Source organism: Maritalea myrionectae, from assembly GCF_003433515.1.
GTDB classification, from domain to species: domain Bacteria; phylum Pseudomonadota; class Alphaproteobacteria; order Rhizobiales; family Devosiaceae; genus Maritalea; species Maritalea myrionectae.
Genome location: NZ_CP021330.1, coordinates 3,132,963 through 3,159,517, shown reverse-complemented (window position 1 = coordinate 3,159,517; position 26,555 = coordinate 3,132,963). Strand labels below are relative to the sequence as shown.

The 26,555-nt window shown below is 53.8% G+C and carries 21 protein-coding genes and 2 riboswitches; of the genes, 11 read left to right on the top strand and 10 right to left on the bottom strand.

The annotated features are described in order from the left end of the window. Window position 1: 1 nt before the first annotated feature. The 5 genes from MXMO3_RS15890 to MXMO3_RS15870 all read right to left on the bottom strand — a co-directional run bounded on the left by MXMO3_RS15890 (window position 2) and on the right by MXMO3_RS15870 (window position 5,304). The gene (locus MXMO3_RS15890; RefSeq protein ID WP_051213365.1) at window positions 2–841 is read right to left on the bottom strand and encodes a carbohydrate ABC transporter permease; all 840 of its coding nucleotides are present in this window, start codon (window positions 839–841) and stop codon (window positions 2–4) included. Then, complete coding sequence (locus tag MXMO3_RS15885) at window positions 841–1,806, bottom strand: carbohydrate ABC transporter permease (protein ID WP_084633974.1); 966 nt, start codon at window positions 1,804–1,806, stop codon at window positions 841–843. The genes MXMO3_RS15890 and MXMO3_RS15885 overlap by 1 nt, the downstream gene beginning before the upstream one ends. Window positions 1,807–1,810: 4 nt before the next feature. Next, the gene (locus MXMO3_RS15880; protein ID WP_117396512.1) at window positions 1,811–2,902 is read right to left on the bottom strand and encodes an ABC transporter ATP-binding protein; all 1,092 of its coding nucleotides are present in this window, start codon (window positions 2,900–2,902) and stop codon (window positions 1,811–1,813) included. 104 nt (window positions 2,903–3,006) lie between these two features. Then, window positions 3,007–4,230 carry an extracellular solute-binding protein gene (locus MXMO3_RS15875; protein ID WP_205468035.1) on the bottom strand — a complete coding sequence of 408 codons (1,224 nt, stop codon included), beginning with the start codon at window positions 4,228–4,230 and terminating at the stop codon, window positions 3,007–3,009. Between the two features lie 222 nt (window positions 4,231–4,452). Beyond that, window positions 4,453–5,304 (bottom strand): MurR/RpiR family transcriptional regulator, encoded by an 852-nt coding sequence (locus MXMO3_RS15870; protein ID WP_117396511.1) that lies wholly within the window; start codon window positions 5,302–5,304, stop codon window positions 4,453–4,455. A gap of 106 nt (window positions 5,305–5,410) precedes the next feature. Here MXMO3_RS15870 and murQ point away from each other — a divergent pair, with 106 nt between their 5' ends. The 3 genes from murQ to MXMO3_RS15855 all read left to right on the top strand — a co-directional run bounded on the left by murQ (window position 5,411) and on the right by MXMO3_RS15855 (window position 9,105). Next, window positions 5,411–6,361: an N-acetylmuramic acid 6-phosphate etherase gene (gene murQ, locus MXMO3_RS15865; protein ID WP_117396510.1), complete on the top strand. Its 951-nt coding sequence runs from the start codon at window positions 5,411–5,413 to the stop codon at window positions 6,359–6,361. Between the two features lie 6 nt (window positions 6,362–6,367). Further along, window positions 6,368–7,246 (top strand): glucosamine kinase nucleotide-binding domain-containing protein, encoded by an 879-nt coding sequence (locus MXMO3_RS15860; RefSeq protein WP_117396509.1) that lies wholly within the window; start codon window positions 6,368–6,370, stop codon window positions 7,244–7,246. A 224-nt stretch (window positions 7,247–7,470) separates the two neighbouring features. Continuing rightward, window positions 7,471–9,105 carry a peptide ABC transporter substrate-binding protein gene (locus MXMO3_RS15855; RefSeq protein ID WP_117396508.1) on the top strand — a complete coding sequence of 545 codons (1,635 nt, stop codon included), beginning with the start codon at window positions 7,471–7,473 and terminating at the stop codon, window positions 9,103–9,105. 80 nt (window positions 9,106–9,185) lie between these two features. On the opposite strand, the gene MXMO3_RS15850 is transcribed toward MXMO3_RS15855, so the two are convergent. Beyond that, window positions 9,186–10,028 (bottom strand): IclR family transcriptional regulator, encoded by an 843-nt coding sequence (locus tag MXMO3_RS15850; RefSeq protein WP_051213359.1) that lies wholly within the window; start codon window positions 10,026–10,028, stop codon window positions 9,186–9,188. 61 nt (window positions 10,029–10,089) lie between these two features. Beyond that, window positions 10,090–11,205 carry an NAD(P)/FAD-dependent oxidoreductase gene (locus MXMO3_RS15845; RefSeq protein ID WP_117396507.1) on the bottom strand — a complete coding sequence of 372 codons (1,116 nt, stop codon included), beginning with the start codon at window positions 11,203–11,205 and terminating at the stop codon, window positions 10,090–10,092. Between the two features lie 55 nt (window positions 11,206–11,260). Next, a riboswitch (cobalamin riboswitch) is annotated at window positions 11,261–11,495 on the top strand. A gap of 80 nt (window positions 11,496–11,575) precedes the next feature. Here MXMO3_RS15845 and MXMO3_RS15840 point away from each other — a divergent pair. After that, window positions 11,576–12,253 carry an energy-coupling factor ABC transporter permease gene (locus MXMO3_RS15840; protein ID WP_117396506.1) on the top strand — a complete coding sequence of 226 codons (678 nt, stop codon included), beginning with the start codon at window positions 11,576–11,578 and terminating at the stop codon, window positions 12,251–12,253. Between the two features lie 74 nt (window positions 12,254–12,327). On the opposite strand, the gene MXMO3_RS15835 is transcribed toward MXMO3_RS15840, so the two are convergent. The 3 genes from MXMO3_RS15835 to MXMO3_RS15825 are packed head-to-tail and all read right to left on the bottom strand — an operon-like array spanning window position 12,328 to window position 17,102. Further along, window positions 12,328–15,543 carry a 2Fe-2S iron-sulfur cluster-binding protein gene (locus tag MXMO3_RS15835; RefSeq protein WP_205468034.1) on the bottom strand — a complete coding sequence of 1,072 codons (3,216 nt, stop codon included), beginning with the start codon at window positions 15,541–15,543 and terminating at the stop codon, window positions 12,328–12,330. A gap of 12 nt (window positions 15,544–15,555) precedes the next feature. Then, the gene (locus MXMO3_RS15830) at window positions 15,556–16,623 is read right to left on the bottom strand and encodes a threonine aldolase family protein (protein ID WP_205468033.1); all 1,068 of its coding nucleotides are present in this window, start codon (window positions 16,621–16,623) and stop codon (window positions 15,556–15,558) included. Window positions 16,624–16,652: 29 nt separating this feature from the next. Next, complete coding sequence (locus tag MXMO3_RS15825; RefSeq protein WP_162889311.1) at window positions 16,653–17,102, bottom strand: MarR family winged helix-turn-helix transcriptional regulator; 450 nt, start codon at window positions 17,100–17,102, stop codon at window positions 16,653–16,655. Between the two features lie 116 nt (window positions 17,103–17,218). Here MXMO3_RS15825 and MXMO3_RS15820 point away from each other — a divergent pair, with 116 nt between their 5' ends. The 7 genes from MXMO3_RS15820 to cobO all read left to right on the top strand — a co-directional run bounded on the left by MXMO3_RS15820 (window position 17,219) and on the right by cobO (window position 26,549). Then, window positions 17,219–18,235, top strand: coding sequence for a TRAP transporter substrate-binding protein (locus tag MXMO3_RS15820; protein ID WP_051213355.1), 1,017 nt, complete (start codon window positions 17,219–17,221; stop codon window positions 18,233–18,235). 3 nt (window positions 18,236–18,238) lie between these two features. Beyond that, entirely contained in the window at window positions 18,239–18,736 is a 498-nt protein-coding gene (locus MXMO3_RS15815; protein ID WP_117396503.1) for a TRAP transporter small permease, read from the top strand. Beyond that, on the top strand, window positions 18,733–20,037 hold the full coding sequence (locus tag MXMO3_RS15810) for a TRAP transporter large permease (protein ID WP_117396502.1): 1,305 nt from the start codon (window positions 18,733–18,735) through the stop codon (window positions 20,035–20,037). Before MXMO3_RS15815 ends, MXMO3_RS15810 begins: the two co-directional genes overlap by 4 nt. Before the next feature lie 132 nt (window positions 20,038–20,169). Further along, complete coding sequence (mnmC2, locus tag MXMO3_RS15805; RefSeq protein ID WP_117396501.1) at window positions 20,170–20,877, top strand: tRNA (5-methylaminomethyl-2-thiouridine)(34)-methyltransferase MnmC2; 708 nt, start codon at window positions 20,170–20,172, stop codon at window positions 20,875–20,877. Between the two features lie 22 nt (window positions 20,878–20,899). After that, window positions 20,900–21,115: riboswitch (cobalamin riboswitch) on the top strand. 45 nt (window positions 21,116–21,160) lie between these two features. Beyond that, window positions 21,161–22,210, top strand: a complete 1,050-nt coding sequence (gene cobW / locus MXMO3_RS15800; protein ID WP_117396500.1) for a cobalamin biosynthesis protein CobW — start codon at window positions 21,161–21,163, stop codon at window positions 22,208–22,210. Then, window positions 22,210–25,923 (top strand): cobaltochelatase subunit CobN, encoded by a 3,714-nt coding sequence (cobN, locus tag MXMO3_RS15795; RefSeq protein ID WP_117396499.1) that lies wholly within the window; start codon window positions 22,210–22,212, stop codon window positions 25,921–25,923. Before cobW ends, cobN begins: the two co-directional genes overlap by 1 nt. Further along, a complete protein-coding gene (gene cobO, locus MXMO3_RS15790) occupies window positions 25,920–26,549 on the top strand; it encodes a cob(I)yrinic acid a,c-diamide adenosyltransferase (RefSeq protein WP_117396498.1) in 630 nt (209 codons plus the stop codon). The genes cobN and cobO overlap by 4 nt, the downstream gene beginning before the upstream one ends. Window positions 26,550–26,555: the final 6 nt, after the last annotated feature.

Sequence of the window (26,555 nt, the reverse complement as noted above, 5' to 3'; positions counted from 1 at the left end):
CCTACTTGATGGCCCCGGCTGTCATGCCCGCAATAAAGCGACGTGACTGCACAATAAACACCAGCATGATCGGCAAGGCGGCAAGCGTCAGCCCGGCATAAAGCACGCCATAATTGACCGAATATTCGCCAAAGAATGCGGTTAGCCCCTGCGCCAATGTTTTCCATTCTGGAGACTGGATAAAGATCAACGGGAAGAAGAAATCATTCCAGATCGGCACCGCATTATAAATGCCGGCAATCACCATCGCTGGGGTGATCAGGGGCACCATAATTTCCACCATAATGCGGAACTCGCTGGCCCCATCCATGCGTGCGCTATCCTCCAATTCAGAAGGCAACGAGCGTAAAAAGCCAGTCATGATAAACACGGTGGCGGGAAGAGACATGGCCGTGTAAATGCATATCAGGCCCAAAAGATTGTCCACCAATCCAAGAGCCTTAAGCTGAATAAACAGCGGGATAATCGCCAAGCGCAAAGGCAGCATGAGCCCGCTTAAAAAGAACAGCGAAATCATGATATTGCCTTTGAACTTATAACGCGACAATGCATAGGCAGCCATGGTGCCCACCACCAGCAACACCAAAACCGACAAGCCGGTTACAATGGTGGAGTTGATAAAATAGCGCGGCACATTGGTTTGCGACCAGATCACCGCAAAATTGTCGAGACTAAAGCTTCGCGGCAGGCTGAACGGCGACGTGAAAATCTCCTTGTTCGTCTTGAAAGACGACAGGGCCATCATCAGGATCGGATAGAGCATAATAACGGCATTTGCACCGAGAAAAATATGCATCAACCAGCTGCCGAGATCACCGGGTTTTTTAATTACATTGGCCATTAGCTCAGCTCCACTTCGCGGCTGGTGAGATAGCGCGTGGCAATCGTCGAGAAGGTGAAAATGAAGATAAAGATCAGCACAGCAAGGGCGGAGCCTGTGCCGAAATCTGAATTGCCCGCGCTCACAGAACCAAAGGCTGTACGATAGAACAGAAGGCCCAACATGTCGGTGGAATAGGAAGGAGAGCCTTCAAGACCACCCATGATGTAGGGGATTTCAAACCAGTTGAACGAGCCAATAAAGGTCAACACCACAATGATGGTGACCGCAGGGGCCATCAACGGCCAAATGATGTCGCGGGCGATCATCCATTCGCTGGCGCCATCAAGCCGCGCGGCTTCAATCAAATCCTTTGGAATGCGGTGGATGGCAGCAAGAAACACTAGGGTTGGGAACCCAACCCAGTGCCAAGCATTTACCAAAATCATCGCGCCCAATGCCGTTTCAGGCAGGCCCAGCCACGGCACAGCCCAGTCGCCCAACCCCACATTGCGCAGCAAAGTGTTCACCAAGCCAAAGATGGGATTGAGGAATAATTTCCACTGAAAGCCAATAATCACCGTCGACAGGATCACCGGCAAAAAGAACGCGATTTGATAAAAGCGATAGCCTTTGGGTTCACGCGCCAAGAATAACGCTAGAATGAGCGCCAACCCGTTTTGAAACACCATGAGGGCGATAAACACCTTCACATTGTTGAAAAACGCATTGATCAAAAACTTGTTGTTGCGCGGGTCGAACAAAACCTCTTGGAAATTGCCCAATCCGATAAATTCTCCGCGCACCAGCCCGTCCCATTCGTAAACCGAATACCAAATGGCTGAGGCCATCGGCAGGAACACGAAGGTCAGCAAAATCGCCATGGCGGGGAACAGCAAAAACGCCAGCCAGAGCTTGCGCATCTGGCGGCGTCGTACCACCGCATTGTCAAACGGGGTTTTGATAGATTTGGTAAGTTGTGCCATCCCTTTACCCCTCAAACTCGATGCGTTGCTCGTCCGGGCCAAACAGATGGCAGCTCTTCAAGTCAAAGCTCACATCAATCTGTTCGCCTGACTGCACGTCCAGATCGCCTGCGTGGTGGATGATCATGCTTTCCTCGATGGGCGAGCGCAAATAAACGTAAGTCTGTGCGCCCAGTCGCTCAACCGCCGTCGCGGTGCCGGCCATTGTGCCATGGCCGCCTGTGCCGGGTTGTAAATCTTCTGGCCGCACGCCGAGATCAACCTCATCGCCTTCTGCCAAATTGCTGTTTTGGGCAGTGAAGGTAAATTGCGCGCCATTTTCCAGCTTCACTTCATAGGTGGCGTTGTCTACGCCAACCACCTGCCCATGGAAGAAGTTCATGGCAGGCGATCCGATAAAGCCCGCGACAAACTTGTTGGCTGGCTTGTTAAACAGTTCCAGCGGAGGGCCAACTTGCTCAATATTGCCCGCGCGCATCACCACAATTTTGTCGGCCATGGTCATGGCTTCCACCTGATCGTGGGTCACATAAATCATGGTCGACTGCAATTGCTTGTGCAGGTTCGTCAGCTCAAGGCGCATTTGCACCCGCAATTTCGCATCAAGGTTTGATAAAGGCTCATCAAACAAAAATACGCTTGGATCACGCACAATCGCCCGACCAATCGCAACCCTTTGTCGCTGGCCGCCGGAAAGCGCCTTTGGCTTACGGTCCAGCAATTCAGTGAGCTGCAAAATCTCCGCCGCAGCATGCACCTTTTCTTCAATTTCTTGCTTGCTCTTTTTGGCGACTTTGAGCGCATAGGACATGTTTTGAAACACATTCATGTGCGGATAAAGCGCGTAAGATTGGAACACCATCGCCAAGCCGCGCCGCGCAGGGGGCAAGTGGTCAATGCGTTCGCCATCAATATAAATTTCGCCGGAGCTAAGCTCCTCCAGCCCGGAAAGAAGGCGCAGCAATGTTGATTTGCCGCAGCCTGAGGGACCAACAAAAACGACAAACTCATTGTCCTGAACCGACAGGTTCGCGCCATGAATAACTTGTACACCGCCAAAGTCTTTGGTCACGTCGCGCAATTCAATTGTTGCCATGTTTTTGTTGCCCTAAATCTTGAATGGAATGAGGTGTGGCCGCTCTCAAAGCCTAGGCCAAATACCGAAGGGGACATATCCCCTTCGGTTGTGTTTATGTCGCCTTATTCGGCGCTTTTGATGCCTTCGCTGATGTCAGCAGCAACTTCTTCAGCAGACTTTTTGCCTGTGAACAATTCTTGCAAGCCGTTTTGCAGCAGCGTTGAACCCGTTGGTGTGTTGAAGCGGAATGCAACCAGCATGATGTAAGGCGTTGCCTCTTCATGCATGGCGGAAACTTTCGCCAACATTGGGTCAGAAATTTCGGCACCATCAACCGCAGGCACGTTGGCCAATTTGTCGGTCAACATTTGCGCGAAAGGCTGTGTTGCGGTGAACTGGATGAATTTCAGCGCAGCTTCTTTATTCTCAGAAGCAGCATTCACGCCATAACCGCCATCGAGCCATGTGGCCACCATGCGCGGGCCACCTGCTTCAGCAGCAGGGCCAGGCATGATGTCAAAGTTCACGCCAGCATTTACAAAGGTTGGGATGTCGAATGAGCCACCCACAAACATCGCAGCTTGGCCAACATTGAACAATTGCTTCATGGTTGCGTAGTCAACGCCTTCATAACCTTGCGGCATGAATTCTTTCAGCGTTGAGAACTTTTCCAAGGCGTTTACAAAACGCTCGTCTTCAAAGTCCGTCGCACCTGATGTGACTTCGCCAAAGAAATCTTTGCCATAAAAGTTCGGCAAAAATGCACCAGACATAATTTCCATGGTCCATGCATCTGCAAGGCCGTTGGCCAATGGGATCACGCCAGCATCTTTAAACTTTTGTGATGCGGCCAAAAATTCGTCCCAAGTTTCAGGCAAGGCAACATCGTGCTCTTCAAACAAATCTTTATTGTAGAAAACAACGATGGTTTGCGACGCGAATGGTACCGCATAAACATGGCCATCGGCGCGCAAAGTGGTGCCTAAAAGCTCATCTGCACTTAGAGCAGACAAATCGATCTGGCCATCCAATGGCTCCAAATAACCAGGCGCGGCAATCGCTTCCAGCGACCCATATGAGCGGGTGTGCATAATGTCTGGGCCCGCACCGCCGGCTAGGGCAGTTGTCAAAATGGTGTTGTAGCTTGTGGCTTCATGCGCAGTGAACGTGACTTTAATGTCAGGGTTCTGCTCTTCGAAAGCTGCAATGATTTCATTGTAAGCTTTTACGTCTTCTTGTCTCCAAGACCAGAAGTCGAGTTCTGTTTGGGCCAGTGCTGTACCGGCATAGGCGAATGTCGCCGCACCGAGTACCGCCATGCTGGCGATTTTACGAATTGATTTCATTTTTGGTTTCCTCCCTCAAAGTGAAAACTGGCGTTTAGGGGTGCCAAGAGTTGGGGTGAAGAGAATGGTCGAAAAGTAGGGTTAAACCTGGCGAAGTGATTTTTTATTCCAATCGCCCGAGCTGAACGCCCAGCTTTACGTCCCATTCTTCTTGTTAGGAATATTAAATTCTTATTTCATTATGTCAATAATAAAAAATCACTGACGGGCTGTTGGGAGAGATTATTTAATTCGATTAACCAGGGCCTGGCTGTCTTGTATCTTGCTGGGCATGTCCTCTGCCCGTTGGGCATGCAGGATGAAAAGGAGGTCTGTGATTGCCAATTGCGCCGTGCGCGTCGCGATAGAAGAGGAGCGGACAAGGTTTTCACTGGCCAGGCAACGCAAGCGCAGCTCATGGGCCATGGGTTCTATATTCGTGCCGGGACCGACCAGATAGAGCGTGGGAATACCATGTTGCCGGGCATAATCTGACGCCACCAAGATCTCCTTGGTTTTACCAGAGTAAGAGATTAGGAACAGCAAATCATTTTCATCAAAGCGTGCCAAATTGGCCAAATGCACATGCGCATCATTGCCTTGCACGACAGCTTTGCCCAGTTTGGTCAATTTCGAGGCGAAGTCGGCCGCAACAAGTGCAGAGCCACCAACACCGAGGATGATAATTCGATTTGCCTCAACAAGCTTATCCACAGCTTGCGCCAATTGTTCGCTCGAATTGCCCCTCAGCGTCTCTGATAGCGCCGCAACTTTGCTGTTGTACATTTTTTGCGCCACCTCGCTCAGCGGGTCATCGCTAAAAATATCGCCGTGAATTTGCTCCGCATCTTGGGCGCGTGCGACGTCCGCGCTCAACGCAATCTTAAGCGCTGGAAATCCAGATAGGCCGACTTTTTTGCAAAATTTGATGATGCTGGACTGGCTCACACCGCACTGCTGCGCCAAATCTTGCGAGGTCATGGTGGTGACCTTTGACGGCTCGTTCAAAATCCAATGGGCGATTCGCTGTTCATTTTGCGATAAATCCTCAACAATGGCATTTAGATGAGAGATCAGATTTTGGGCATTCTGCATATGCGACGTGCTTTCGTTTCTTGATGTTTTAACCGAAGCGTGCAAAAAGAACGGCAAAGAATAATAAATTCTTGACGTAAATTTTATAGGAATACATAATTCCAATATGACTGCTGACCATAACAAAACCGCCGAAGATAATCTATTGCTTCTATCGTCTACTCTTGAGGGGTTGGCGTCAGAAGGCAATAATGCCCGGTCTGAACGGCTTGATCAAATGTCTGCGCTGGATATCGCGAAAGTGATGAACAGCGAAGACCAAACTGTTGCAACGGCGGTCGAAAAGGTGCTTGAACCTATCGCCGCAGCCATTGATGCAGCGCACCACGCCCTCATATCTGGAGGGCGCATCATTTATGTCGGCGCAGGCACCAGTGGCCGCCTCGGCGTTTTGGATGCATCAGAAATTCCCCCCACATTTTCGGCATCCCCGAGCTTGTTTCATGCGATTATTGCAGGCGGGGAGGCCGCGATTTTCGAGGCCCAGGAAGGCATCGAAGATGACAGAGAACAAGGGGCACTAGACCTTGATGCGGCCAAAGTCGGCGAACATGACCTTGTGATTGGTCTCGCCGTTTCTGGCCGCACGCCTTATGTGTTGGCGGCACTGGACGAAGCGAAAAAGCGCGGTGCGGTCACTGTTGGTGTCTCGTGCAATGCGGGCAGTGCTTTGGATCAGCAAGCCGACATCGCCATCACGCCGGAAGTTGGCCCGGAAATTCTGGCGGGATCAACACGCCTAAAATCTGGTACCGCGCAAAAAATGGTGCTCAATATGATTTCCACTGGGGCGATGGTGCGTTATGGCAAATGCTATCAAAACCGCATGGTTGATCTCAATGTCACCAATGAGAAATTGCGCGCGCGTGCGCTGAATCTTGTGCGTGAATTAACCGAGGCAGATAAAGAAGTTGCCTTGCGCGCCTTAGTCGCGGCCAATTGGGACGTTAAAGTGGCGATATTGATCTGCAAAACTGGCTTGGATGCGGCTGCGGCGCGTGCAAAAATCGAACAAGCAGGTGGACATTTACGTCAGGCGTTGGCAAAGGCAAAATAAAGCGGCATGAACAATATTCAATCTTGTTTGCTGTTGATCGATGGGGGCGGCAGCGGCGCACGGGCGCGGCTTTGCACTATCGACGGTGAGGTGTTGGTCACGGGAAATGGCGGGCCAGCCAATTTAAGCACAGACTTTGCGGCCGCATCGGCCAACCTTCATGCTTTGGCCCAGTCGGTATATCAACAGGCGGGCCGGCCGACATCCTGCTGGTCGCAGGACTATGCCTATGTGGCGTTAGCCGGGGCAGGGGCCAGCACCAAACGACAAAACCTCATCAATTCATTCGGCTTTAAAAAAATGCAGCTGGCCACAGACGTAGATGTGACTTTGGCCGCCGCATTGGGCACCGAGCAGGATGGGCTGGTGGCGATGTTGGGCACCGGCTCATTTTTCGTCTGGCGCAATCAAGGCCGGGTGCGCCGGGTTGGCGGCTGGGGATTTATCCTGGGTGACGAGTGTGGTGGCGCATGGTTGGGGCGCGAAGTGCTGCGGGCAACGATCCGCGCTTATGATGATGTAGGACCCAGAAGTGAGCTAACCGCTCAAATGTTGGACCGGTTCGAGGGAACGCCCAAAGCGATGGTGCCTTTTGCCCGCGACGCTCACGCTGCAGATTTTGCCAAACTCGCACCACTCCTGGTCGCTGCTTATGAAAAACAAGATGAAGTTGCGGTTGAAATTTTTGACCGCGCCGTCGACATGCTATGCGAATCGATCGGCGCTGCAGCTGACGTGCCGGGGCAACATTTATGTTTTTTGGGTGGGCTCGGTCCGACTTATCAAAAACTTATGCCAGCGGCCTATCAGGCGATTTGCCATACTGCCAAAGGCACCGCACTTGATGGGGCCTATTGGCTGGCACAAAAAGAATTTGCGCTCTAGGGCGATGAGCCTCGCCATGCGCGAGCGTCGAGCAGAAAATCCTTCAATCCAAAATTGACGAATTGTGCGTTCCGTTTTGTTGCAATTTGCGCGGCAGACGATTGCCGCGTCGACATCAAAACACGTCTTGTCAGACTCCGATTATTTAAATACAATAACATAAATTGCAATACAATACTTGCAATTAAGTGCTGATACAAAGCACGAAAATAATGGAGGGACATATGAAATTTTCTAATTTACTGAGAGCCGTTTCCTTGGGCGCGTTGCTGGCCACCGGCATCGCTGCGCCAAGCCTTGCGGCGATGACGCACCCCAACACGGGCGAAAAACTTGCTGAGGAACAAGTTTTTACCTACCGCCTGCTGGACGGCATTCCAACGCTTGATCCACAAATGATGGAAGAAGTGATGGGCTTTGCCTTCGCGCGCGATCTGTTTGAGGGCCTGCTCAATCAAGATGCAGACGGCAATTTGGTGCCTGGTGTGGCCACGAGCTGGGACGTGAACGACACGAATGATGTCTACACATTCCATTTGCGTGAAAATGCAAAATGGTCCAATGGCGATCCTGTCACGGCCCACGACTTCGTTTATGCGTGGCAACGCTCAATTGATCCGGAACTGGCCTCGCCCTACGCGTGGTATGTTGAGTTGATGGCAATTGAAAATGCCAGCGAAATTCTAGCTGGTGAGAAGGATAAATCAGAGTTGGGCGTTCGCGCTGTTGACGATTATACCTTCGAAGTGCGCCTTACCACGCCATTGCCCTATTTCGCATCAATGACCGTATTGGCTACCGTTTTCCCAGTGCACCAAGCGACCGTTGAAAAATATGGCAACGACTGGACCCGGCCAGAAAATATGGTCTCAAACGGGGCGTATAAGCTGACCGAATGGGTGTTGAATGAGCGGACCGTGCGTGAGCGCAACCCCTACTACTGGAACAATGATGAAACCATTATTGATAAGGTTTTGACCTATGTGATCAGCGAAGAAAATGTCGCCTTCACGCGCTATAATGCGGGCGAGTTGGATATGACTGCGGTGCCTTCGGGCCAGTTCACGCGACTTAAGCAAGAACGCCCGGACGAAACGCTGTCTTTGCCTTATCTCGGCTCCTATTATTACAGCTTCAACTTGGCCGATAATGGCCCTGAAGCCTTCAAAGATGTGCGGGTGCGTAAAGCCCTTTCCTATGCGGTTGATCGCAAGGTGATTGTGGAGAATATCCTGCAAGGCGGTCAGCGCGAAGCTTACAACGTGGTGCCGTTGGCCACAGCAGACTTTACCGATCCTGATACCGATTATGGCAATTGGTCTCAAGCAGAACGCGATGAAAAAGCGCGGGCGCTTTTGGCAGAAGCCGGATATGGCGACGATAATCCACTCAGCTTCAAGCTGCTCTACAACACGTCGGAAACCCACAAAAAGATTGCGACAGCCATTTCGCAAATGTGGAAGCAAAAGCTGAATGTAGATGCTGAGCTGAACAATATGGAATGGCGGACCATGCTGGAGACGGCGCGTAATGATGAGTTCGATATGGTGCGTTATGCCTGGATCGGCGACTATAACGAAGCCTCAACTTTCCTTGATCTTTACACCTCAAATAGTCCCCAAAACTGGGCAAACTATGTGAATGACGAGGTGGACCAGATGATGGCCGACGCCAAAGTGTCTTCAAAGCCTGGCCCGATCTACACGGAAATTGAGAAAATCCTGGCGCGCGATATGCCGGTGATTCCGATCTATCACTACACGTCGGTGATTATGCTCAATACGCAGGTGAAAGGCTGGCCGATGAACAATATTCAACAAAACTGGTACAGCCGCGATTTGTATAAAGTGGCCGAATAAGAGCCACACTCTCCCAAAAACTAACCCCCAAAGGGTCGGCCTTCGGGCTGGCCCTTTTTCATGGCTGATCGCTAGTAGGCTTAACTAAAATTGGGGTTGTTCGATACCGCTTCTGAAATCTGCTGTGCTGTGCGCAACAGCAAATCACCATAGGTCTTGTCCACTTTGGCCATGGTCCAGTCATTGCCATAAACGCAAATATTCATGGAGGCGATGACCCGTCCGAACCGATCATAGATCGGTGCGCCAATGGTGCGCTCACCCACAATGCATTCCTGATCTGCGCTGGCAAAGCCACGCTTGCGCGCAATCTCCAACGCTTCATTGAGTTGATCAAGGTCCGTCAACGTGTGTGGGGTGAAAGGGTGCAAAGGCGATTGGGCCAAAATGGCATCACATTCTTCCCTTGGCAAAGCCGAAAGATAAGCGCGACCGCTCGCCGTACAAAACATGGGCACGCGCCCACCGACCGGCGGGTTGCCATAGGGGCTGTCTTCATAGGTTTGCCGCATCACATAAACGACATCGGTGCCCCGCGGTAGCGCCAGGTTCACAGCCTTGTTCGACTTTTCCCGCGCCCGCAGCAAAAACGGCGCCGCGGTTGAAATGATTGGCTCAGAAATGGAATAGCTGAAGCCCAGCTCCAGCAGCCGCAAGGCTGGCTTAAGCTGGCGGCTGCGCGGATCGCGTTTTAAATAACCCAATTCCACCAGTGTGTGGCAAAACCGCTGGGCGGCACTTTTGCCTAAGCCAGTGGTGATCGCCACCTCAGATAGGCTAAGCGAGCTATGGCCGCGAAATGCTTCAAGCACCCGGAATGCTTTCTCCACGGAACCGACAAATAGCGCGTCGCGGGGTTTGCCATCATTTACAGATTGTTGCGACTCTCTCAAGCGATGGGAGAGTCCGTCAGAATTGGTCATTTATACGTCCTAAGATTTGCCAAGTGCGATCTTATCACAAATAAAAATTCAGCCGCAATTGTCATCGAGGCAATCTATTGCCTGGAGTGAATTCTTTTGGGATGGAAGGGGCGGTTTCATCGCCACATAAGGCGCCTAAAACAGATTGTGCCATCAAATGCGCAATGCCGAAGCTAATTTTGAACCCGCCAGTGGCCACATAAAGCCAATCATGTTGAGGTATTACGCCTAACAATGGGTCGCGCCCCTGCGCTTGTGGGCGCACACCGGCCCAACGCTCAATGACGGGTGCGTCCTTGACTATTGGGCAAAGCGCGCGCGCTTTTTCGACCACATCGTCTAACAAGTGATCGGTTTCGCGCCCTTCGGTAAATTCTTTCTCGCTGGTGGAGCCGATGGCGGTGGTGCCATCATCATGCACAATCAAATAAACACCGTCCGAATAAATGATCGGCAAGTTCGGATCTAAATCCGTGCCCAACACGGCGGCTTGTCCCTTCACGCCGCGCCCGGAGATGCTAGGGGCATAGGGCCGCAACATGTCAAAGCTGGCCAGTCCCGCAGACACCAAAACCTTGTCAGCATGCAAAATGCTGCCGTCGCCCAAGGTCACCTGCTTTTCGCCCAGAAATGCGGCGCGGGTGGCAAAGCGCATATCAATGCTGCCATGTAGCGAACCGGCCAGCGCCATAATCAGTTTACGGGGGGAAAGCCGAGCGCTGAAATTATCAGCGGCGACCCCAAATGGCATCGCCTCAACAGCGGGCCAGTTGGCGGCAGGCCCGGCGTCCATATGCTGCATGGCAAAGGCACTCTGTTCGGTCTGCCAAAACTCATTTGCGCCTTCAGCCCGTCGCGCCACATCGTCCACATGATGTTCTTTCAAAATAGGCGCAATGCGACCCACGCGACGATAGCCGACATTTTGCCCCGTACGCGCTTCAATCTCTTGCAGCAGGCCGGGCAACTGGTTCAGGGCTTCAAACTGGAATTGTTTCTTCGCATTCCATCGATCCGGGCTGTGGGGCATCAATGCACCCAACACACCGCCGCTCGCGCCAGCGGCAATGCCATGCTCTTCCACGAGCACAGTTTTGAGCCCGCGTTGGGCTGCAAAATAGGCACTCCAAAGGCCCACAATGCCGCCACCGATAATGATCAGGTCAAATCTTTCCATGGCTATGGGATTGACCAGAAAAAAATGGAATTGACAAGGTTGTTTTGGCCTAACTAGCTTACTTCGGCGATCAGGTGCCCAGAAATCTGCTGTTTAACGATTCTCTGGGTGAAACGGGAAGCTGGTGCGATCGACCCAATTCGGGGATCAATTCCGGCACTGCCCCCGCAACGGTAGGCAAGTTAAGGACCGGCCAAAAACCACTGTCATGATGATGGGAAGGTGGCTGAACTCCGATGGTGAAAACCATGCTTGCAAGTCCGGAGACCGGCCTGAACGCATAAGCGGTTTTCCAATGAGAAAGCCAGTCTTTAGCCTTCGCACGCGCACGGGGAAACGTTGCGCCTGTGAAATATGTTCGAGGAACAAAATGCATATTGAACCCGGAATTGTAGATGGCGCCAAAATGGTGCTGAGCTATGCAACCGCCACCGCCGCCATCGGCTATGGCGCCAAAATCGCTTTGGACACGATCAAAGCGGATGGCGTCGCCGCCTTGGCCGTGCGGTCAATCATCACCACGGCGATGGTTTTTGCCTATTTCCAAGTGCTGCCCCATCACCCGGTAGGCGTTTCAGAGGTCCATTTGATCATGGGCTCCACTTTGCTTTTATTGTTTGGTGCAGCTCCTGCCGCCATTGGCCTGTTGGCCGGGTTGATGTTGCAGGGCCTCCTGTTTGCCCCATTTGATCTGCCGCAATATGGCATCAATGTCACAACGCTTTTGGTGCCGCTGTTCGCCATGTCCGCCTTGGCGCAACGCATCATTCCCGCAAAAACCGCCTATAAAGATGTCAGCTACACACAGGCGCTCAAGCTCTCCACCATGTATCAGGGTGGAATCGTCGCTTGGGTCATGTTCTGGGCCTTTTACGGTCAGGGCTTTGGCGCTGAAAATGTGGCGCAAGTGCTCAGCTTTGGCGCAGCCTACATGCTGGTGGTGATTGTCGAACCACTGGTTGATTTGGGTGCACTGGCCATCGCCAAAAATGCGCACCATCTCAAAGATAGTGGCCTGTTCGAAAAGCGTCTTTTCGCCAGCGCATAGGCGGTCTGCAATTTAAAGATGTGAAAGGCATCCGGCCACGCGCCGGGTGCCTTTTTATTGCGCAAGGCGCGGGATTATAAATCCACTTCCAACACACCATCGGGATCTGCCGCGCGCGATTGGCAAAGGATAATGCTGTCTTCCTTTTGCTTTTTAGACAACACGAAATCCCGATGTTCCACGTCGCCAGCAACGATGCCGCATTTGCACACGCCGCAAATCCCGTCCGAGCATTTCACATCAATCTGAATGCCGTTTTCTTGCAACACATCGGTGGCGGATTTATCCGCTGGCACCAGGAACTCGCGGCCAGACTTGGCCAGTTTCAAAGTGAAGGGGTGGTTTTCATATTCGGGCAGCTCGGGCACATTGAAATATTCAAGATGCCGCTCGTCTTCAGCAAAGCCTTGCCGTTCAGCGCTCTCCATCACCCCGGCCATAAAGCGGTCGGGCCCGCAACAATAAACATGTTGCCCCGGCTGATAGTCGCGCAAAATCGTATCGAGATCGGCGCGCGTGCCCTCATCACTAAAGTGACAATGCACCCGATCCGCCCATTCAAACTGCGCTAGATCGTCCAAGAAACCAGCAGTTTTGCGCGAGGAACAGCAATAATGCAGCTTGAAATCCGCGCCAATCGCATGCAGGCGATGGGCCATGGCAATCATCGGGGTCACCCCAATGCCGCCGCCCATCAAAAAGCTCTTGCTGGCCTGCTCCTCCAAGGGAAAATGATTGATCGGTTTGGAGATAAAAATCTTGCGCCCTTCAGTGAAAATGCGGTGCAGCAATTGCGAGCCGCCGCGCCCTTCATCTTCGCGCAACACGCCAATTTGATATTTCGAATTGTCCGTCGGGTCGCCGGACATTGAATATTGCCGCAAAAATTCCGGCGCCACCACAATGTCCAGATGCGCGCCCGCGGTCCACTCGGGCAGGGGGCTGCCATCCAGCGTTTGAAACTCATATTTGGTGACGCTGTCGGTCATGGCTTCGGCCTTGGTGATCTGCACGCGGATAACAGGGGCGTCGCCCTCAATGCGATATTCGTGCGCCAATCCTTCCGTTTCGCCCCGCGCCAGTTTCGTCTTATATTGATCCGCCGTGATCATCGCCTGATAGGCTTCAATGCCCTTTTCTCGATCCATGGCGAAGGGGAACGGCCAAGGATGCGGTGCCAGATTGGCCGGGTAAACCGCCAAGGTTTGGTCTTCAAACTTCAGGTCCAAATCCTTTTGTAGATCGCGCTCATTCACCTTATGCGGCGTTGGGCGATAGCCGCCATCCTCATGCAGCTCAATGTCCCACCACCATTTCTTGATCAAATTGCGCTCGCCATTGCCCAATGCGTCATCCAGTTTGGCCAAGGCAGGCGCGGCTTTGGGGATGTTCATCGCCGCCCAGCGGAAGGGTGCTTCAGCAAAAACACCCTCCAAATTCCACGGGCAGGTTTTCATGCAGCGACCACACATGGCGCCGCCCTCATTGGTGATGCGATAGGTGGTGCACTTTTGGCTGTCAGATTTCCAAATCTCATAGCCATTAAACATCAGTTTCGGCCCAGCGGTAATCGCCCCGGAGGGACATTCGCGGGCGCACTTATTGCAGCTTTCGCAAAATTGCTGCAACCCAAAGGAGATGGGCTTATCGTGGGTCATGGGCATGGTGGTGGTCACCACGCCGGATTTGAGCCTTGGCCCCAAAAACGGGTTGAGGATCACTTCGCCAATTCGGCTCACCTCGCCAAGGCCGGAGAGCAGCAACAGCGGCGGCTGCAACACTTCGCCATCCATCACCGTGTGCGCTTTGGCGCCATAGCCGAGTGACCGGATTTGCTTGGCGACAATGCTGCCCAAAATCGAAAAGCGCAGATAGGCGCGCATGGATTGTGACACAGCGATCCAGTCATCGCCAGATGCGCCTTCCATCGTGTCATAACCCTGGTCGATCACCATGGAAATGGCTTGATCATGCGGCGGATCAATCGGGTCGCCCACCGCATCGTGAGAATACCATGTCCAGTCAGGACAACGCGAAATGCCCACGGCGTCGACACCCAAAAAATGCGACATGGCTTTTACATTATCTGCATTTCGCTGCGCATCTGATGTTGTGCGAGATGGTGTTTCCGCCGCTTCACCATCTTGCAGCAGCACAAACGCGCCCAAGGCCCGCCGTTGCGCCATCGAAGGCGCAGATTTGCGCACATATTTGCCCCCGCGCGACGCCTCTTGATTGCGTTTGCCCATATCGCCAAAAAGCGAGCGGGCGAACATATCCGTACGCTTAGGCACGCGCGGCACGCGGTCCTCATCAATAAAAGTGGTCGGCTCATCCACCCGTTTCAGGGTTTCAAATGGATGGGCACCATCCATAAAACGTCGGCGCGCATAAGGGTCGGCATTCTTCGCGCTTTTGCCGGTGCCATAGCCCAGCTGCCACGCCCAACCTTTAATCTGAGATTTCGGCTGTTCTGCAAGCGGCGCCAATGGACGATCATGGGCAAACTCGAAATCGGTGGTCACCGCCGCGATGGAAAAATGCGGCCCCAAATACGGATTGATCAAACAGCAATTTTCGACGTTTGCTAACCCGGCTTCCACAGCCAGTCGGTTCAAATCCACATCACTGGTAGAGTGGGAGTGGGCGCGGGCGTCATAGCCCAGCAGCCTGATATATTGTGCCAACACCACAGCGGCCTCATTGGCGCGCAAGGCAGAACGGTGCGCCTGCGCCCCATTCAGCCATTCAGCGCCTGGCTCGTCCGGCCAAATCTTGCGCGGATGCTCCACCAGAAAAACAAGAGCGTGCCGATGATGGGTCATTTCACGCGGCGGCGCGTTCATCGCATCGCGCAAATCCGCCATGATCATGTCCACGCCAGACGCGAGTGACTTGGTTTGGTCCGTCCGCAATTTTTGCGCCAGACGTTCAATGTCAGGATTGCGAAACGGCGCGTCGAGCGTCATCTCGGGGGTGAACGCACATGTCCCGGCCATGGCCACATCAGAGAAATAGCCAAATGCCTTTAAATGGTTTTGCCGTTCGGTCAGGTCGTTTGGCACTTCCGCTTTGGCCTTGTTGACCAATCCATCGCGGATTGCGTCGAGCATCGCCTGGCTTTCCGCCATCGCATTGATGATGTTTTCCGGCATTGCATCATAGCGAAACCGCATTTGCTCAAGTCTGGGCAGCCTGTCCAAATTGGCAGCTTGATCGACGCGCTTAAGCCGCTCCAGCGGAAATGAGCCAAGGTGAAACGGGCGTTTTTTATTCGAAAAATACTTCAACTCAATCGTCCTCTATGCCGCGTTTGGAATCGGCTGGTGGGAAAGGATTTTGATGATTTGATCGGCAGCATGGTCACAATCTGCGCGGGATACATCTTTGTGGGTGACAAGCCGCACCGTGTTGCGGCCGAGGGCATTGATCAAAACATCATGTGCTTTTGCTGCACGAACCAAATCGCCCGCGCGCATGGCATCGGTTTTCAATTCGAACACCACAATGTTGGTTTGCACGCCGTTGGGGTTCAGTGTGAGCTGTGGGCACTCCGCCAAATGGGCGGCAAGCGCTTTGGCGTTGGCGTGATCATCTGTCAATCGCGCCATGTTTTGGGACAAGGCAAATCGTGCGGTTGCGGCGTAGTACCCTGTTTGGCGCATCGCGCCGCCAAACATGCGCCGAAAGCGCACGGCGCGTTCAATAAATTCATTATCGCCGACCAACATCGAACCGCCGGGCGCGCCCAGCCCTTTGGAAAAAGACACCATTACGGCATCAAATGGCGCTGCCAGATCTGCAACCGTTCGGCCGCTTGCAACCGCCGCATTCCAAAGCCGTGCGCCATCCATATAACTGAAAATGTTGCGTTCTTTGGCCAATTGGCAAATCTCTTGCGCCACTTCTGGCGGACAAAGCGTGCCGCCACACCGATTGTGGGTTTGCTCCACCTGCACCATGGTGGTGGGCGGAAAGATGTGGTGGTTTTTCGGCTTGATGGCGGCGTCAAATGCGTCCACACCAAACCAACCCTGTCCACCGATTTCGGAAAATTGCACGCCCGCATTGGCTGCGCTGCCGCCTGTCTCGTGCCACACCGCATGGCTTTGCATGGCGACGATGACATCATCGCCGGGTTGGGTTGCTGTTTTCAAGGCGACTTGGTTGGCCATGGTGCCAGAAGGCAGCCATAGCGCGCGTTCCTTGCCCAAAAGCTGCGCCACCTCGTCTTGTAACAAGTTGGTTTCAATATCCTCGCCATATTGATCATCGCCCACGCGTGCTCCAGCCATCGCGGCCAACATGCCCGCGCACGGCTTGGTCACCGTATCGGAGCGCAAGTCAATCACAGCTTCCCTATCTGGCACGTTCGATCATCCCCCTCCTAAACAAAGCCTCAAAGTCGCATCAATTTTACGTCTTCACCTTCGGTCATTTGGTCGATAGCGTTCATCATGATCGCGTAAGTGTCCGCGTCCAATTTGCTTGCAAAGTGCTCGTTCAGTTCGCGCACCAATACGTGGCACGCTTTCATCTTTTCCTCGCCTAATGGTGTTAGGGCGATGTCCCGATATCGTTTATCGTCATCAATGCCGTTGCGTTCGATAAAGCCGCGCTTCTCCATGTCGCGAAGGAGACGTGAAACAGCTGGCCGCGCGATGCAGATATAGTCGGCAAGCCCAGAGGGTGAATGCACCCCCTCCATGCCCACGCCGCGCAACACGCACCACATGAGGCGCGTCACGCCGTGCTCGGAGAGTTGCTTCTCCAATTTCGCTTCCATAATCCGCGCCAACCGGGTGACTTTGAACCCGACGCGATTATGAAGTGTAAATTCCTCAGCCAATGATCGCCTCCATAACAAACCAGTTGACTCGCCCCACATCATATTCTTTTATGTAGTTAACATGGATAACTATCTATGTTAAGTACTAAACGAGATTCAAATGAGGGGGAGAGATCATGCGAATTGAATTCACGAATTTTAGACAGGCTATTTCGGTCGGTTTGGCCAGTGTTGGCCTGATGTTGGGCGCTGTGTCAGTTCAAGCGGAGGAGTTGAAGCTGGCGCACTTTATGCCGTCGATGCACCCAATGGACCAAGGGGTGATGACGCCATTGGCCAAGCAGTTGGAAGCGGCAACAGATGGCGAACTGACGATCCGCATTTACCCATCGGGTGAGTTGGGCAAAGGTCCCGTACAGCAATATAAACGAGTGGTCACTGGCGTGGCCGATATTGTGTTTGGCATTCCTGAATACACACCAAAACAATTCAGTAAAACGGCGATGGTACACATTCCGGGCCTGTTTCCGGATGGCACAGCCGCAACCCATGCATTGTGGGACAATTTGGACCTGATCAAGGATGAATATGCGCAGGTGAAGTTGCTCGGCCTATGGGCCAACAACCCCTCAGTATTGATCACCCGCGAAAAGCCAGTGCGCACGGTTGCCGATATGCAAGGCATGAAAATCCGGACGCCGAATCCGGTGATGGCCGAATTGGTCAAAGCCTGGGGCGGCATTCCAGTGTCTATGCCCACCACAGATACCTATAACGCCATGAACACCGGTGTGATTGACGCGGTGATGATCGGGCCGTCAGGCATTCGATCCTACAAGCTCAATGAAACCGCCAAATATGTCACCACCAATATCCCATCTGCGTTGGATAGTTTCTACTTGCTGATGAACCAATCAAGTTGGGACAAACTGAGCGATGAGCATAAAACGAAACTGGACGAACTTGCAGGGCGCTATTTGAGCCTCCGCGGTGCACAGGCCTTTTATGAGGCGGGCCAAGCAGGGCTGGAACTGGCGCGCGAAAGTGGTGTTGAACTGATCCAGATTGATGGTGAAGCAGATGCCGAGTTCCGGGAAACGATGAAGCCGACGCTGGACGCATTTATCGAAAAAGTTGGTCAGGAAAAGGGTGTTGACGGTCAAATGATTGTTGACGCATTGGCTGGCAACTAAGCCATGGAAAACGAAAAATTTGGGGCGCCGGCGCAGCAACAAAATGCTGCCTGGCGCCGCTGGGTGGAGGCGCCATTGGTCATCTGTGGCGCCGCCCTTGTGTTCATGCTGATGGGGCTTTCCTTTGCTGATGCCCTGCTGCGGTCGCTCTTTAATATGCCCATCTTTGGGGCCAATGATTACGCGCAAATATTGTTGTCCTTTGCCGTCGCCATATGCCTGCCACTCTGTGTGCTTTCGGGGCGGCTAATCGCCATTGATACCATCACCAACATGCTGCCAAACGCGGTGCAAAACCTGCTGGATTGGGTCGTCACGATCATGGGTGTCATTATTCTGAGTTATCTGACATGGCGTGCCTTTTCCAATGCGTTGGAAGCGGCTACCTTTGGCGAAAGCACCTTGTTGCTGCAATTGCCCTTTGGTCCTTCCTATTACGCGATTGCCGCGGGCAGCGGCTTAAGCGCCGTTCTGTTGCTGGTCGAAAGGGTCTTGCGATGAGCCCCGAAATATTTGGTATCTTGGGCTTTGTCGCCCTATTCGCCTTTTTAGCAATGGGGGCGCCGGTGGCGATCGCATTGCTTGTGGTGGGCTTTGTCGGCACCATCTTTCTGTCGGGCTTCCAAGCCGCCGCCTTCACGCTCAGCGGGCAGGTTTTTGCCACCGTCACCGTCTATGAACTGACCATCATTCCATTGTTCATTCTCATGGGCAATTTGGCGTCGGCAGCGGGCCTGAGCCGCGATTTGTTTGAAGCCGCCCACAAAATGATTGGTCGCTTCAAAGGCGGACTTGCGGGGGCCACGATTGTTGGCTGTGCCGGCTTCGCCGCCTTGTCTGGCTCGTCCATCGCCTCGGCAATCACGATGGGCAAAGTCGCCTATCCCGAAATGCGGCGTTTTAACTATGGTGCCAAATTGGCCACCGGGTCCATCGCTGCGGGTGGCACATTGGGCATCCTTATTCCGCCCTCGACTGGTTTTGTGATCTATGCGGTGCTCACCGAAGAATCCATCGGTCGCCTGTTTATGGCGGGCGTTTTGCCCGGCATTTTGCTCACCGCCATGTTTCTGCTGGCCATTGCCGTGGTCACCTTCTTCTGGCCAGAGGAAGGGCCACGCGGGCCTAAATTCACAGCAAAGGAAAAACTCACCAGCCTGTTTCGCGCTACGGGCATTGCTGGCATTGTGTTGATCACCATAGGTGGCATTTATACCGGATTGTTCACCCCGGTTGAAGCGGCAGGCGTGGGCGCATTCTTCGCCTTGTTCATGCTGATCATCCGCCGCAAATGCACATGGGCAACACTCTATGATGTGAGCGCCGAAACGCTCAAAACCACAGGCATGGCCTTTTTTATTCTGATCGGCGCCAATGTGTTTGCGCCCTTCGTTTCCCTGTCACACTTGCCAGCGACCATCGCGACGGGCATGGCAGGCTTGGCCTTGGGCACATACGGTACCTTGGCGCTCATCTTGCTGGGCTATGTGATCCTAGGCATGTTTATTGAAGGCTTGTCGCTTTTGGTGATCACCTTGCCGATTGTGTTCCCGCTGGTCGTGGGGCTTGGATTTGATCCCATCTGGCTTGGAGTGGTGATGGTGATCGTTTTGGAAATGGGGCTGATTTCACCGCCCGTCGGGGTGAACGTGTTTATCGTGAAAAGCGTGGTGCAAGATGTGAAAATCGAAACTATCTTTGCGGGCATCATGCCGTTCTGGTTGGCCATGATCGCCACCTTGGCGCTGATTGTGATTTTCCCGGAAATTGCACTCATGTTGCCCAACGCAATGTTCAACTAATCTTCGCAAAAGTCCCTCCCCGTCATGGGGAGGGATTTGGGGCGAGGTGAAACAGGCCAACTGAAACGCACCGCGACGTCACCAGAATTTTATGCTAAGCGTCCGCCCAACTTACGGTGTAGGAATGCGAGCATGACCAAACCTCCCCATCTTGAATGGCATGAAAACGACATGCCGTTTTCGCCCGAATTTGGCGATCATTTCTATTCCCATGCCGACGGGCGGTTGGAATGTGATTACGTTTTTATCCAGTCCAACACTATTCCCGAGCGTTGGACGCAGAAGGATCAATTTTCCATCGGCGAACTCGGATTCGGCACCGGATTAAACTTTCTCGAAACATGGCGGCAATGGCGCGACGTGCGCGGCGAAGGGCAAATGCTCCACTTTACTTCGTTCGAGCTTTATCCCATGACCGCAGCGCAGATTGAGCGCGCACTCGAACCATGGCCGATGCTGGCGGAACTGCGCGACCTGATGCTGCACCATTGGGAGCAAATCACTGCTGGCAACGCGGTGGAGATTGAACCGGGAATTGTGCTCCAGTTGCAAATTGGCGATGTCACCCAAACCTTGCCCAAGTGGCAGGGCATGGCGGACGCCTGGTATTTGGACGGGTTTGCCCCCGCCAAAAATCCGGCCATGTGGGGCGAAGAATTGATGCAAGCACTCGCCGCCCACACCCACCCAAAAGGCACCTTCGCCACTTACACAGCAGCAGGCTGGGTGCGCCGCAATTTGCAGGCCGCCGGTTTTGAGGTAACCCGCAAAAAGGGTCATGCGGGCAAGCGGCAAATGATGTGCGGTCAATTAAAACCCACTGACCAATTGAATGATTGACGCCCTTTGCTGCACGTGCAATTCATAAGGTTCATGCGACGGTCTTATGGGTGCAAAAGCACCTTATAAGTGAAAAGGGAACATGGTGAGTTCGACCCAATCCGGGGAACGAATCCAAGGCTGCCCCCGCAACTGTAAGCGATGAGATTGCAACCAATGTGCCACTGAATTTTCGGGAAGGCTGGTTGAGATCGCTCGAATCGCGAGCCAGGAGACCTGCCATCGCCAACATAACTCGAATGCCGTCGGGTGGACGGTGAGGCAAAGGCCTCAAGGAGCAGAGATGAAAAAGATTCCAGCAACGGTGATCACCGGTTTTCTTGGCGCGGGCAAAACGACCCTTGTGCGCCATGTGTTGAACAATGCCAAAGGCAAGCGTATCGCGCTGATCATCAATGAATTTGGCGATGTCGGCGTGGACCGCGATGTGCTGCAAGGCTGTGGCGATGAAGCGTGCAGCGAAACAGATATGGTCGAGCTGGCCAATGGCTGCATTTGCTGCACCGTGGCCGAAGATTTTATTCCCACCATCACCGCCCTGCTGCAAAGCGACAATCGCCCCGATCACATCGTGATTGAAACCTCCGGCTTGGCGCTGCCACAACCGCTTGTGCGTGCCTTTAACTGGCCCGAAATCAAAGCCGACGTCACCGTCGATGGCGTGGTCACCGTGGCTGACGCGTCAGCCCTTGCAGCGGGCCGTTTCGCCTCAAACGAAGCCGCTGTAGATGCGCAGCGCCAGCAAGATGAAATGCTCGACCATGAAACCCCGTTGGGCGAATTGTTTGAAGATCAATTGATTTGTGCCGATCTCGTGTTGCTCAATAAATCCGACCTTGTTTCGCCAGAAGATTTGGAAAAAGTCGAAGCGGCGATCCGCAAAGAATTGCGCGAGGGCGTGAAGCTGGTACGCACCCACAAAGGCGAAATTGATATGGCCGCCTTGCTCGGCATTGAAGCGGGCAGCGAACTGGATATGGATGGGCGCAAGTCTCACCATGAGCATCATCACGAAGATGGCCACCACCATCACGAACATGATGATTTTGACAGCTTCTCCATCCGCCTGCCTGCTGCGGCCGACAAGGTGCAACTGGGCAATGCGATCAGCAATGTGATCAAAGATTTCGACATTCTGCGCCTCAAGGGCTTCGCGGCCATTAAAGATGCACCAGCGCGGCTTTCCGTGCAGGCGGTCGGTCCGCGCGTCGACACTTATTTTGATCGGCCTTGGACCAGCGACGAGGAAAAACAAACCTCGCTGGTGGTGATTGGCCAGTCTCCGCTGGACCGGGCAGCAATTTCAGAACGGCTCGAAAAAGCCTTTTCCTGATGCATTTATTATCAGCCCAAGCTGGGGCCATCCAGCAAGAGGGGGAGGCGATTGAATTAGGCCAATCGCCTGCGCCGCTGCTCATCCTGTCCGCAGCCGATAGCGAACTGGCTGCCTTCGCAGGCGCGGTTGATGCCCAAGGCGCTGATGATGTGCGCCTCGCCAACACCATGCGCTTGAGTCACAATTATTCCATCGACCTCTGGCTCGACGACACAGCACAACATGCCAAATTGATCGTGGTGCGCGTGCTCGGTGGCAGGGCCTATTGGACCTATGGCGTCGATCAACTCACCGCCATTTGCGCCGATCGCGGCATTGAACTGGCGCTCTTGCCTGGCGATGCCAATCCAGACCCGGATCTAAAAAGCCGCTCCACCATCGATGGCGAGATTTACGACCAATTGCATCAAGCCTTTATCGCAGGCGGGGCGCAAAATCTAAGCAGCTTGCTCACTTTTATGCGTCACCGCGCCAAAGGCGAAAAAGCTGAGTTGCCCGCACCACAACCCGCCCCCAATGCCGCCATCTGGCACGAGCGGCAATTGGTGAGCAATATAGATGAAATCACTGTCGACCCGGCTGCAAAGTACGCCCCCATCATCGCCTATCGCGCCTTAATGGATGGCGGCAATTTGCGCCCCATCGAACGCATGGCTAGGGCAGCGCACAAGGAAGGGCTGACCCCCCTGATCCTGTTGGTGACCAGCTTGAAACAGGCGGAACCCGTGCAGTTTGCCCAAAAACTGTTCGCGCGGTTCGACCCGCAGGTAATCCTCAATGCCACCGGCTTCGCCTTGGGCGTCAATGATCTCAGCGACGAAGACAATCCCTTCGCCCATACCGACGCGCCGATCCTGCAATTGGTGCAGGCGGGCCGTGCTGAGGAAGTGTGGCAGGAAGATATTCAGGGCCTCAACGCCAAAGATTTGGCGATGCAAATCGTACTGCCGGAACTGGATGGTCGTGCAGGCAATATTCTGATTGCCCACAAGGCGCAAAACATCTGGCACGATGCTAGCGAGTGCCCACTATCCGTCAACGAACCCCATGTCCCCGGCATCGACGCGGCCGCCAAGCTGGCGAAAAACTGGGTCACCCTGCGGCAAAAGCAAGTTGCCGAGCGCAAGGTCGGCATTGTGTTGGCCAACTATCCAATCCGCGATGGCCGCTTGGCCAATGGCGTCGGCTATGACGCCCCGGCCTCAACGCTCAATATTCTGCAGTTTTTGCAAGAGGCAGGGTATGCGCTTGATCACTTGCCCGAAAGCGGCAATGCGCTGATCGAAATGCTGCAAAACGGCCCCACAAATGCCGCCCCAAAACGCGGCACCAGCCAGGCGCAGATAACTCTAGAAAATTATAGAAAAATCTATGAAATTCTGCCTGAAACTCTAAAAAATTCTATTGAAGAACGGTGGGGAACTCCAGAAACTGATCCCTTCTTCCGTGACGATCATTTTGAGCTGCCCGCCATCCAATTTGGCCATGTCGCCATCTTGATCCAACCCGCCCGTGGTTATGATTTGGATGAGGAAGCGATCTATCACGATCCCGATCTGGTGCCGCCCCATGGTTATCTCGCTGGCTATTTCTGGCTGAAGCACCAATTCGCCGCGGACGCGCTGATCCATAATGGCAAGCATGGCAATCTGGAATGGCTGCCGGGCAAAGCCGTGGCGCTTTCTGACGAGTGTTATCCGCACATGCTGTGGGCGCAACTGCCGCATTTTTACCCCTTTATTGTCAACGATCCGGGCGAGGGCACTCAGGCCAAACGCCGCACTGGGGCGGTGATTATCGACCATCTGACTCCGCCGCTCACCCGCGCTGAGACCTATGGCCCGCTCAAAGATCTGGAAGCGCTGGCGGACGAATTTTACAACGCTTCCGGCATGGACCAACGCCGCATCAAGGATTTGAAGCAGCGCATTTTCGACCTGTGCGCCGATACCGGCTTGGCCGCCGATATGGGGTTGGGTGGTGCGCAAGATGATGATGCGTTGCAGACCATCGATACCTTTTTGTGCGAACTGAAAGAAGCGCAAATTCGTGATGGATTGCATATACTTGGCCAAGCACCAGAGGGGCGGCTGAAACACGATCTGCTGGTGGCGCTCACCCGCGTGCCGCGCGGCAGCGAGCGCGATCAGGACCACTCCATCATCCGCGCGCTGGCCGATGATTTGGGCCTTGGGTTTGATCCTTTGTCTGCCGAGCTGGGCAAAGAATGGACGGGCCCGCGTCCCGAAATCTTGCAATCCCAATTGGACGAGAATTGGCGACATACGGGCCACACGGTGGAACGGTTGGAGCAGCTCGCCTTCGCCCTGGTCGCTGGCGAGATTGATGCCGAGGCGGACTGGACCGCGACCCGCGCCATTCTCGACGCGATCCAAAGCGACATCGCGCCGAAACTCAACCAGTCCGGCGCATTGGAAAAAGCCAATCTGTTGCGCGGATTAGACGGCAAATTTGTACCTCCGGGTCCGTCTGGCGCACCAACACGCGGCCGGTTAGACGTGCTGCCCACGGGCCGCAATTTCTATTCGCTAGACAACCGCGCGGTGCCGACGCAAACCGCATGGGAACTGGGCGTAAAGTCGGCCGAAAATCTGGTCACCCGCCATTTTCAGGATCATGGGCTTTATCTCAAATCCATCGTCCTGTCAGTGTGGGGCACCGCCAATATGCGCACCGGCGGCGATGATATCGCCCAAGCGCTGGCGCTGATCGGGGCCAAGCCCAAATGGGATTTCGGCTCCACCCGCGTCAGCGGCTATGAGATTATCCCGCTGGCCAAAATGAACCGACCGCGCGTCGATGTCACCTTGCGCATTTCAGGCTTTTTCCGCGACGCCTTTCCGGCGCAGATCGAACTGTTTGACCGCGCCATCCGCGCCATTGGGGCGCTGGATGAACCGGAAGACATGAATCCGATTGCCGCCCGCATGCGCAGCGATGCGTTGGACCTGATGCAAAAGGGCCGCGATGAGGACGCCGCTGCCATGGAGGCAGGCTATCGCATCTTTGGCTCCAAACCCGGCAGCTATGGCGCCGGGCTGCAAGGCATTATGGATTCGGGCCGCTGGAATGAGCTGGGCGACATTGCTGAAACCTTCCTCAATTGGGGGCAATATGCCTATGGCACCAAAGCCAATGGCACGGTGGCGCGCGGCGCACTGATCAACCGCCTGAAAAATATTGATGCCGTGGTGCACAATCAGGACAATCGCGAGCATGATCTGCTAGACAGTGATGATTATTACCAGTTTGAAGGCGGCCTAAGCGCCACTGCCAAACATTTGCAAGGGGAAGCCCCGGCCAATTATCACAATGATCATTCGCGCCCCGAACGCCCGGTGGCCAAGACGCTGGAAGAAGAAATCGCCAAGGTGATGCGTTCCCGCGTGGTGAACCCGAAATGGATCAATGGCGTCATGCGTCATGGCTATAAAGGCGCGTTCGAAATCATCGCCACCACCGATTATATGTTCGCCTTTGCCGCCACCACAGGCGCGGTAAAGTCGCACCATTTTGATCTGGCTTTTGAAGCCTTTGTGCTCAATGATGAAGTGCGTGATTTTATTCAGACCAACAACAAATATGGCTATGATGAGTTGATTGATAAATTTAACGAGGCGGTGCGGCGCGGTTTTTGGTCGCCAAAACGCAATTCGGTTTACGCATTTCTCGATGGAGGGAACGGATGAGCAAAAAAACTGACAATATGACAGAAGAAGAATTGAACGCCCGCCACGCGGAAAAAATGAAAAAGAAAAAGGCGGCGCGCGACAAAATCATCGCCACCAAAACCATCGAAAAAGGCCTCACCATCGTCCATACGGGCAAGGGTAAAGGCAAATCCACCGCCGCTTTCGGTATGGTGTTCCGCGCGCTGGGCAACGGCATGAAAGTGGCCGTGGTGCAATTTGTAAAAGGCAAATGGGGCACGGGCGAACGCAACGTGCTCGATAAATTCCCCGATCAAGTCTCTCTCGCCACCATGGGCGAAGGCTTCACCTGGGAAACCCAAGACCGCCAACGCGATATCGACGCCGCCCGCGCCGCTTGGGAGCAAGCCAAAAAGTTCATCATGGACAATGAGCACGATATGGTCCTCTGCGACGAGCTGAACATTGTGCTGCGCTATGATTATCTGCCCATCGAAGAAGTGCTTGAGGTGCTGGAGCAAAAGCCCGAAATGAAGCACGTGATCATCACCGGTCGCAACGCCAAAGATGAACTGGTCGAAGCCGCCGATCTGGTGACCGACATGACGCAGGTGAAGCACCCGTTCCGCTCTGGCGTGAAGGCGCAAGTGGGGATCGAGTTTTAGGCAATA

Coding starts and splice junctions, on each gene's coding strand:
- murQ (WP_117396510.1), top strand. CDS start 5,411: ATGACTGCTGACCATAACAAAACCGCCGAAGATAATCTATTGCTTCTA.
- MXMO3_RS15845 (WP_117396507.1), bottom strand. CDS start 11,205: ATGGAAAGATTTGACCTGATCATTATCGGTGGCGGCATTGTGGGCCTT.
- cobW (WP_117396500.1), top strand. CDS start 21,161: ATGAAAAAGATTCCAGCAACGGTGATCACCGGTTTTCTTGGCGCGGGC.
- cobO (WP_117396498.1), top strand. CDS start 25,920: ATGAGCAAAAAAACTGACAATATGACAGAAGAAGAATTGAACGCCCGC.
- MXMO3_RS15870 (WP_117396511.1), bottom strand. CDS start 5,304: ATGCAGAATGCCCAAAATCTGATCTCTCATCTAAATGCCATTGTTGAG.
- MXMO3_RS15890 (WP_051213365.1), bottom strand. CDS start 841: ATGGCCAATGTAATTAAAAAACCCGGTGATCTCGGCAGCTGGTTGATG.
- MXMO3_RS15855 (WP_117396508.1), top strand. CDS start 7,471: ATGAAATTTTCTAATTTACTGAGAGCCGTTTCCTTGGGCGCGTTGCTG.
- MXMO3_RS15885 (WP_084633974.1), bottom strand. CDS start 1,806: ATGGCACAACTTACCAAATCTATCAAAACCCCGTTTGACAATGCGGTG.
- MXMO3_RS15840 (WP_117396506.1), top strand. CDS start 11,576: ATGCATATTGAACCCGGAATTGTAGATGGCGCCAAAATGGTGCTGAGC.
- cobN (WP_117396499.1), top strand. CDS start 22,210: ATGCATTTATTATCAGCCCAAGCTGGGGCCATCCAGCAAGAGGGGGAG.
- MXMO3_RS15875 (WP_205468035.1), bottom strand. CDS start 4,230: ATGAAATCAATTCGTAAAATCGCCAGCATGGCGGTACTCGGTGCGGCG.
- MXMO3_RS15810 (WP_117396502.1), top strand. CDS start 18,733: ATGAGCCCCGAAATATTTGGTATCTTGGGCTTTGTCGCCCTATTCGCC.
- MXMO3_RS15820 (WP_051213355.1), top strand. CDS start 17,219: ATGCGAATTGAATTCACGAATTTTAGACAGGCTATTTCGGTCGGTTTG.
- MXMO3_RS15850 (WP_051213359.1), bottom strand. CDS start 10,028: ATGACCAATTCTGACGGACTCTCCCATCGCTTGAGAGAGTCGCAACAA.
- MXMO3_RS15815 (WP_117396503.1), top strand. CDS start 18,239: ATGGAAAACGAAAAATTTGGGGCGCCGGCGCAGCAACAAAATGCTGCC.
- MXMO3_RS15880 (WP_117396512.1), bottom strand. CDS start 2,902: ATGGCAACAATTGAATTGCGCGACGTGACCAAAGACTTTGGCGGTGTA.
- MXMO3_RS15860 (WP_117396509.1), top strand. CDS start 6,368: ATGAACAATATTCAATCTTGTTTGCTGTTGATCGATGGGGGCGGCAGC.
- mnmC2 (WP_117396501.1), top strand. CDS start 20,170: ATGACCAAACCTCCCCATCTTGAATGGCATGAAAACGACATGCCGTTT.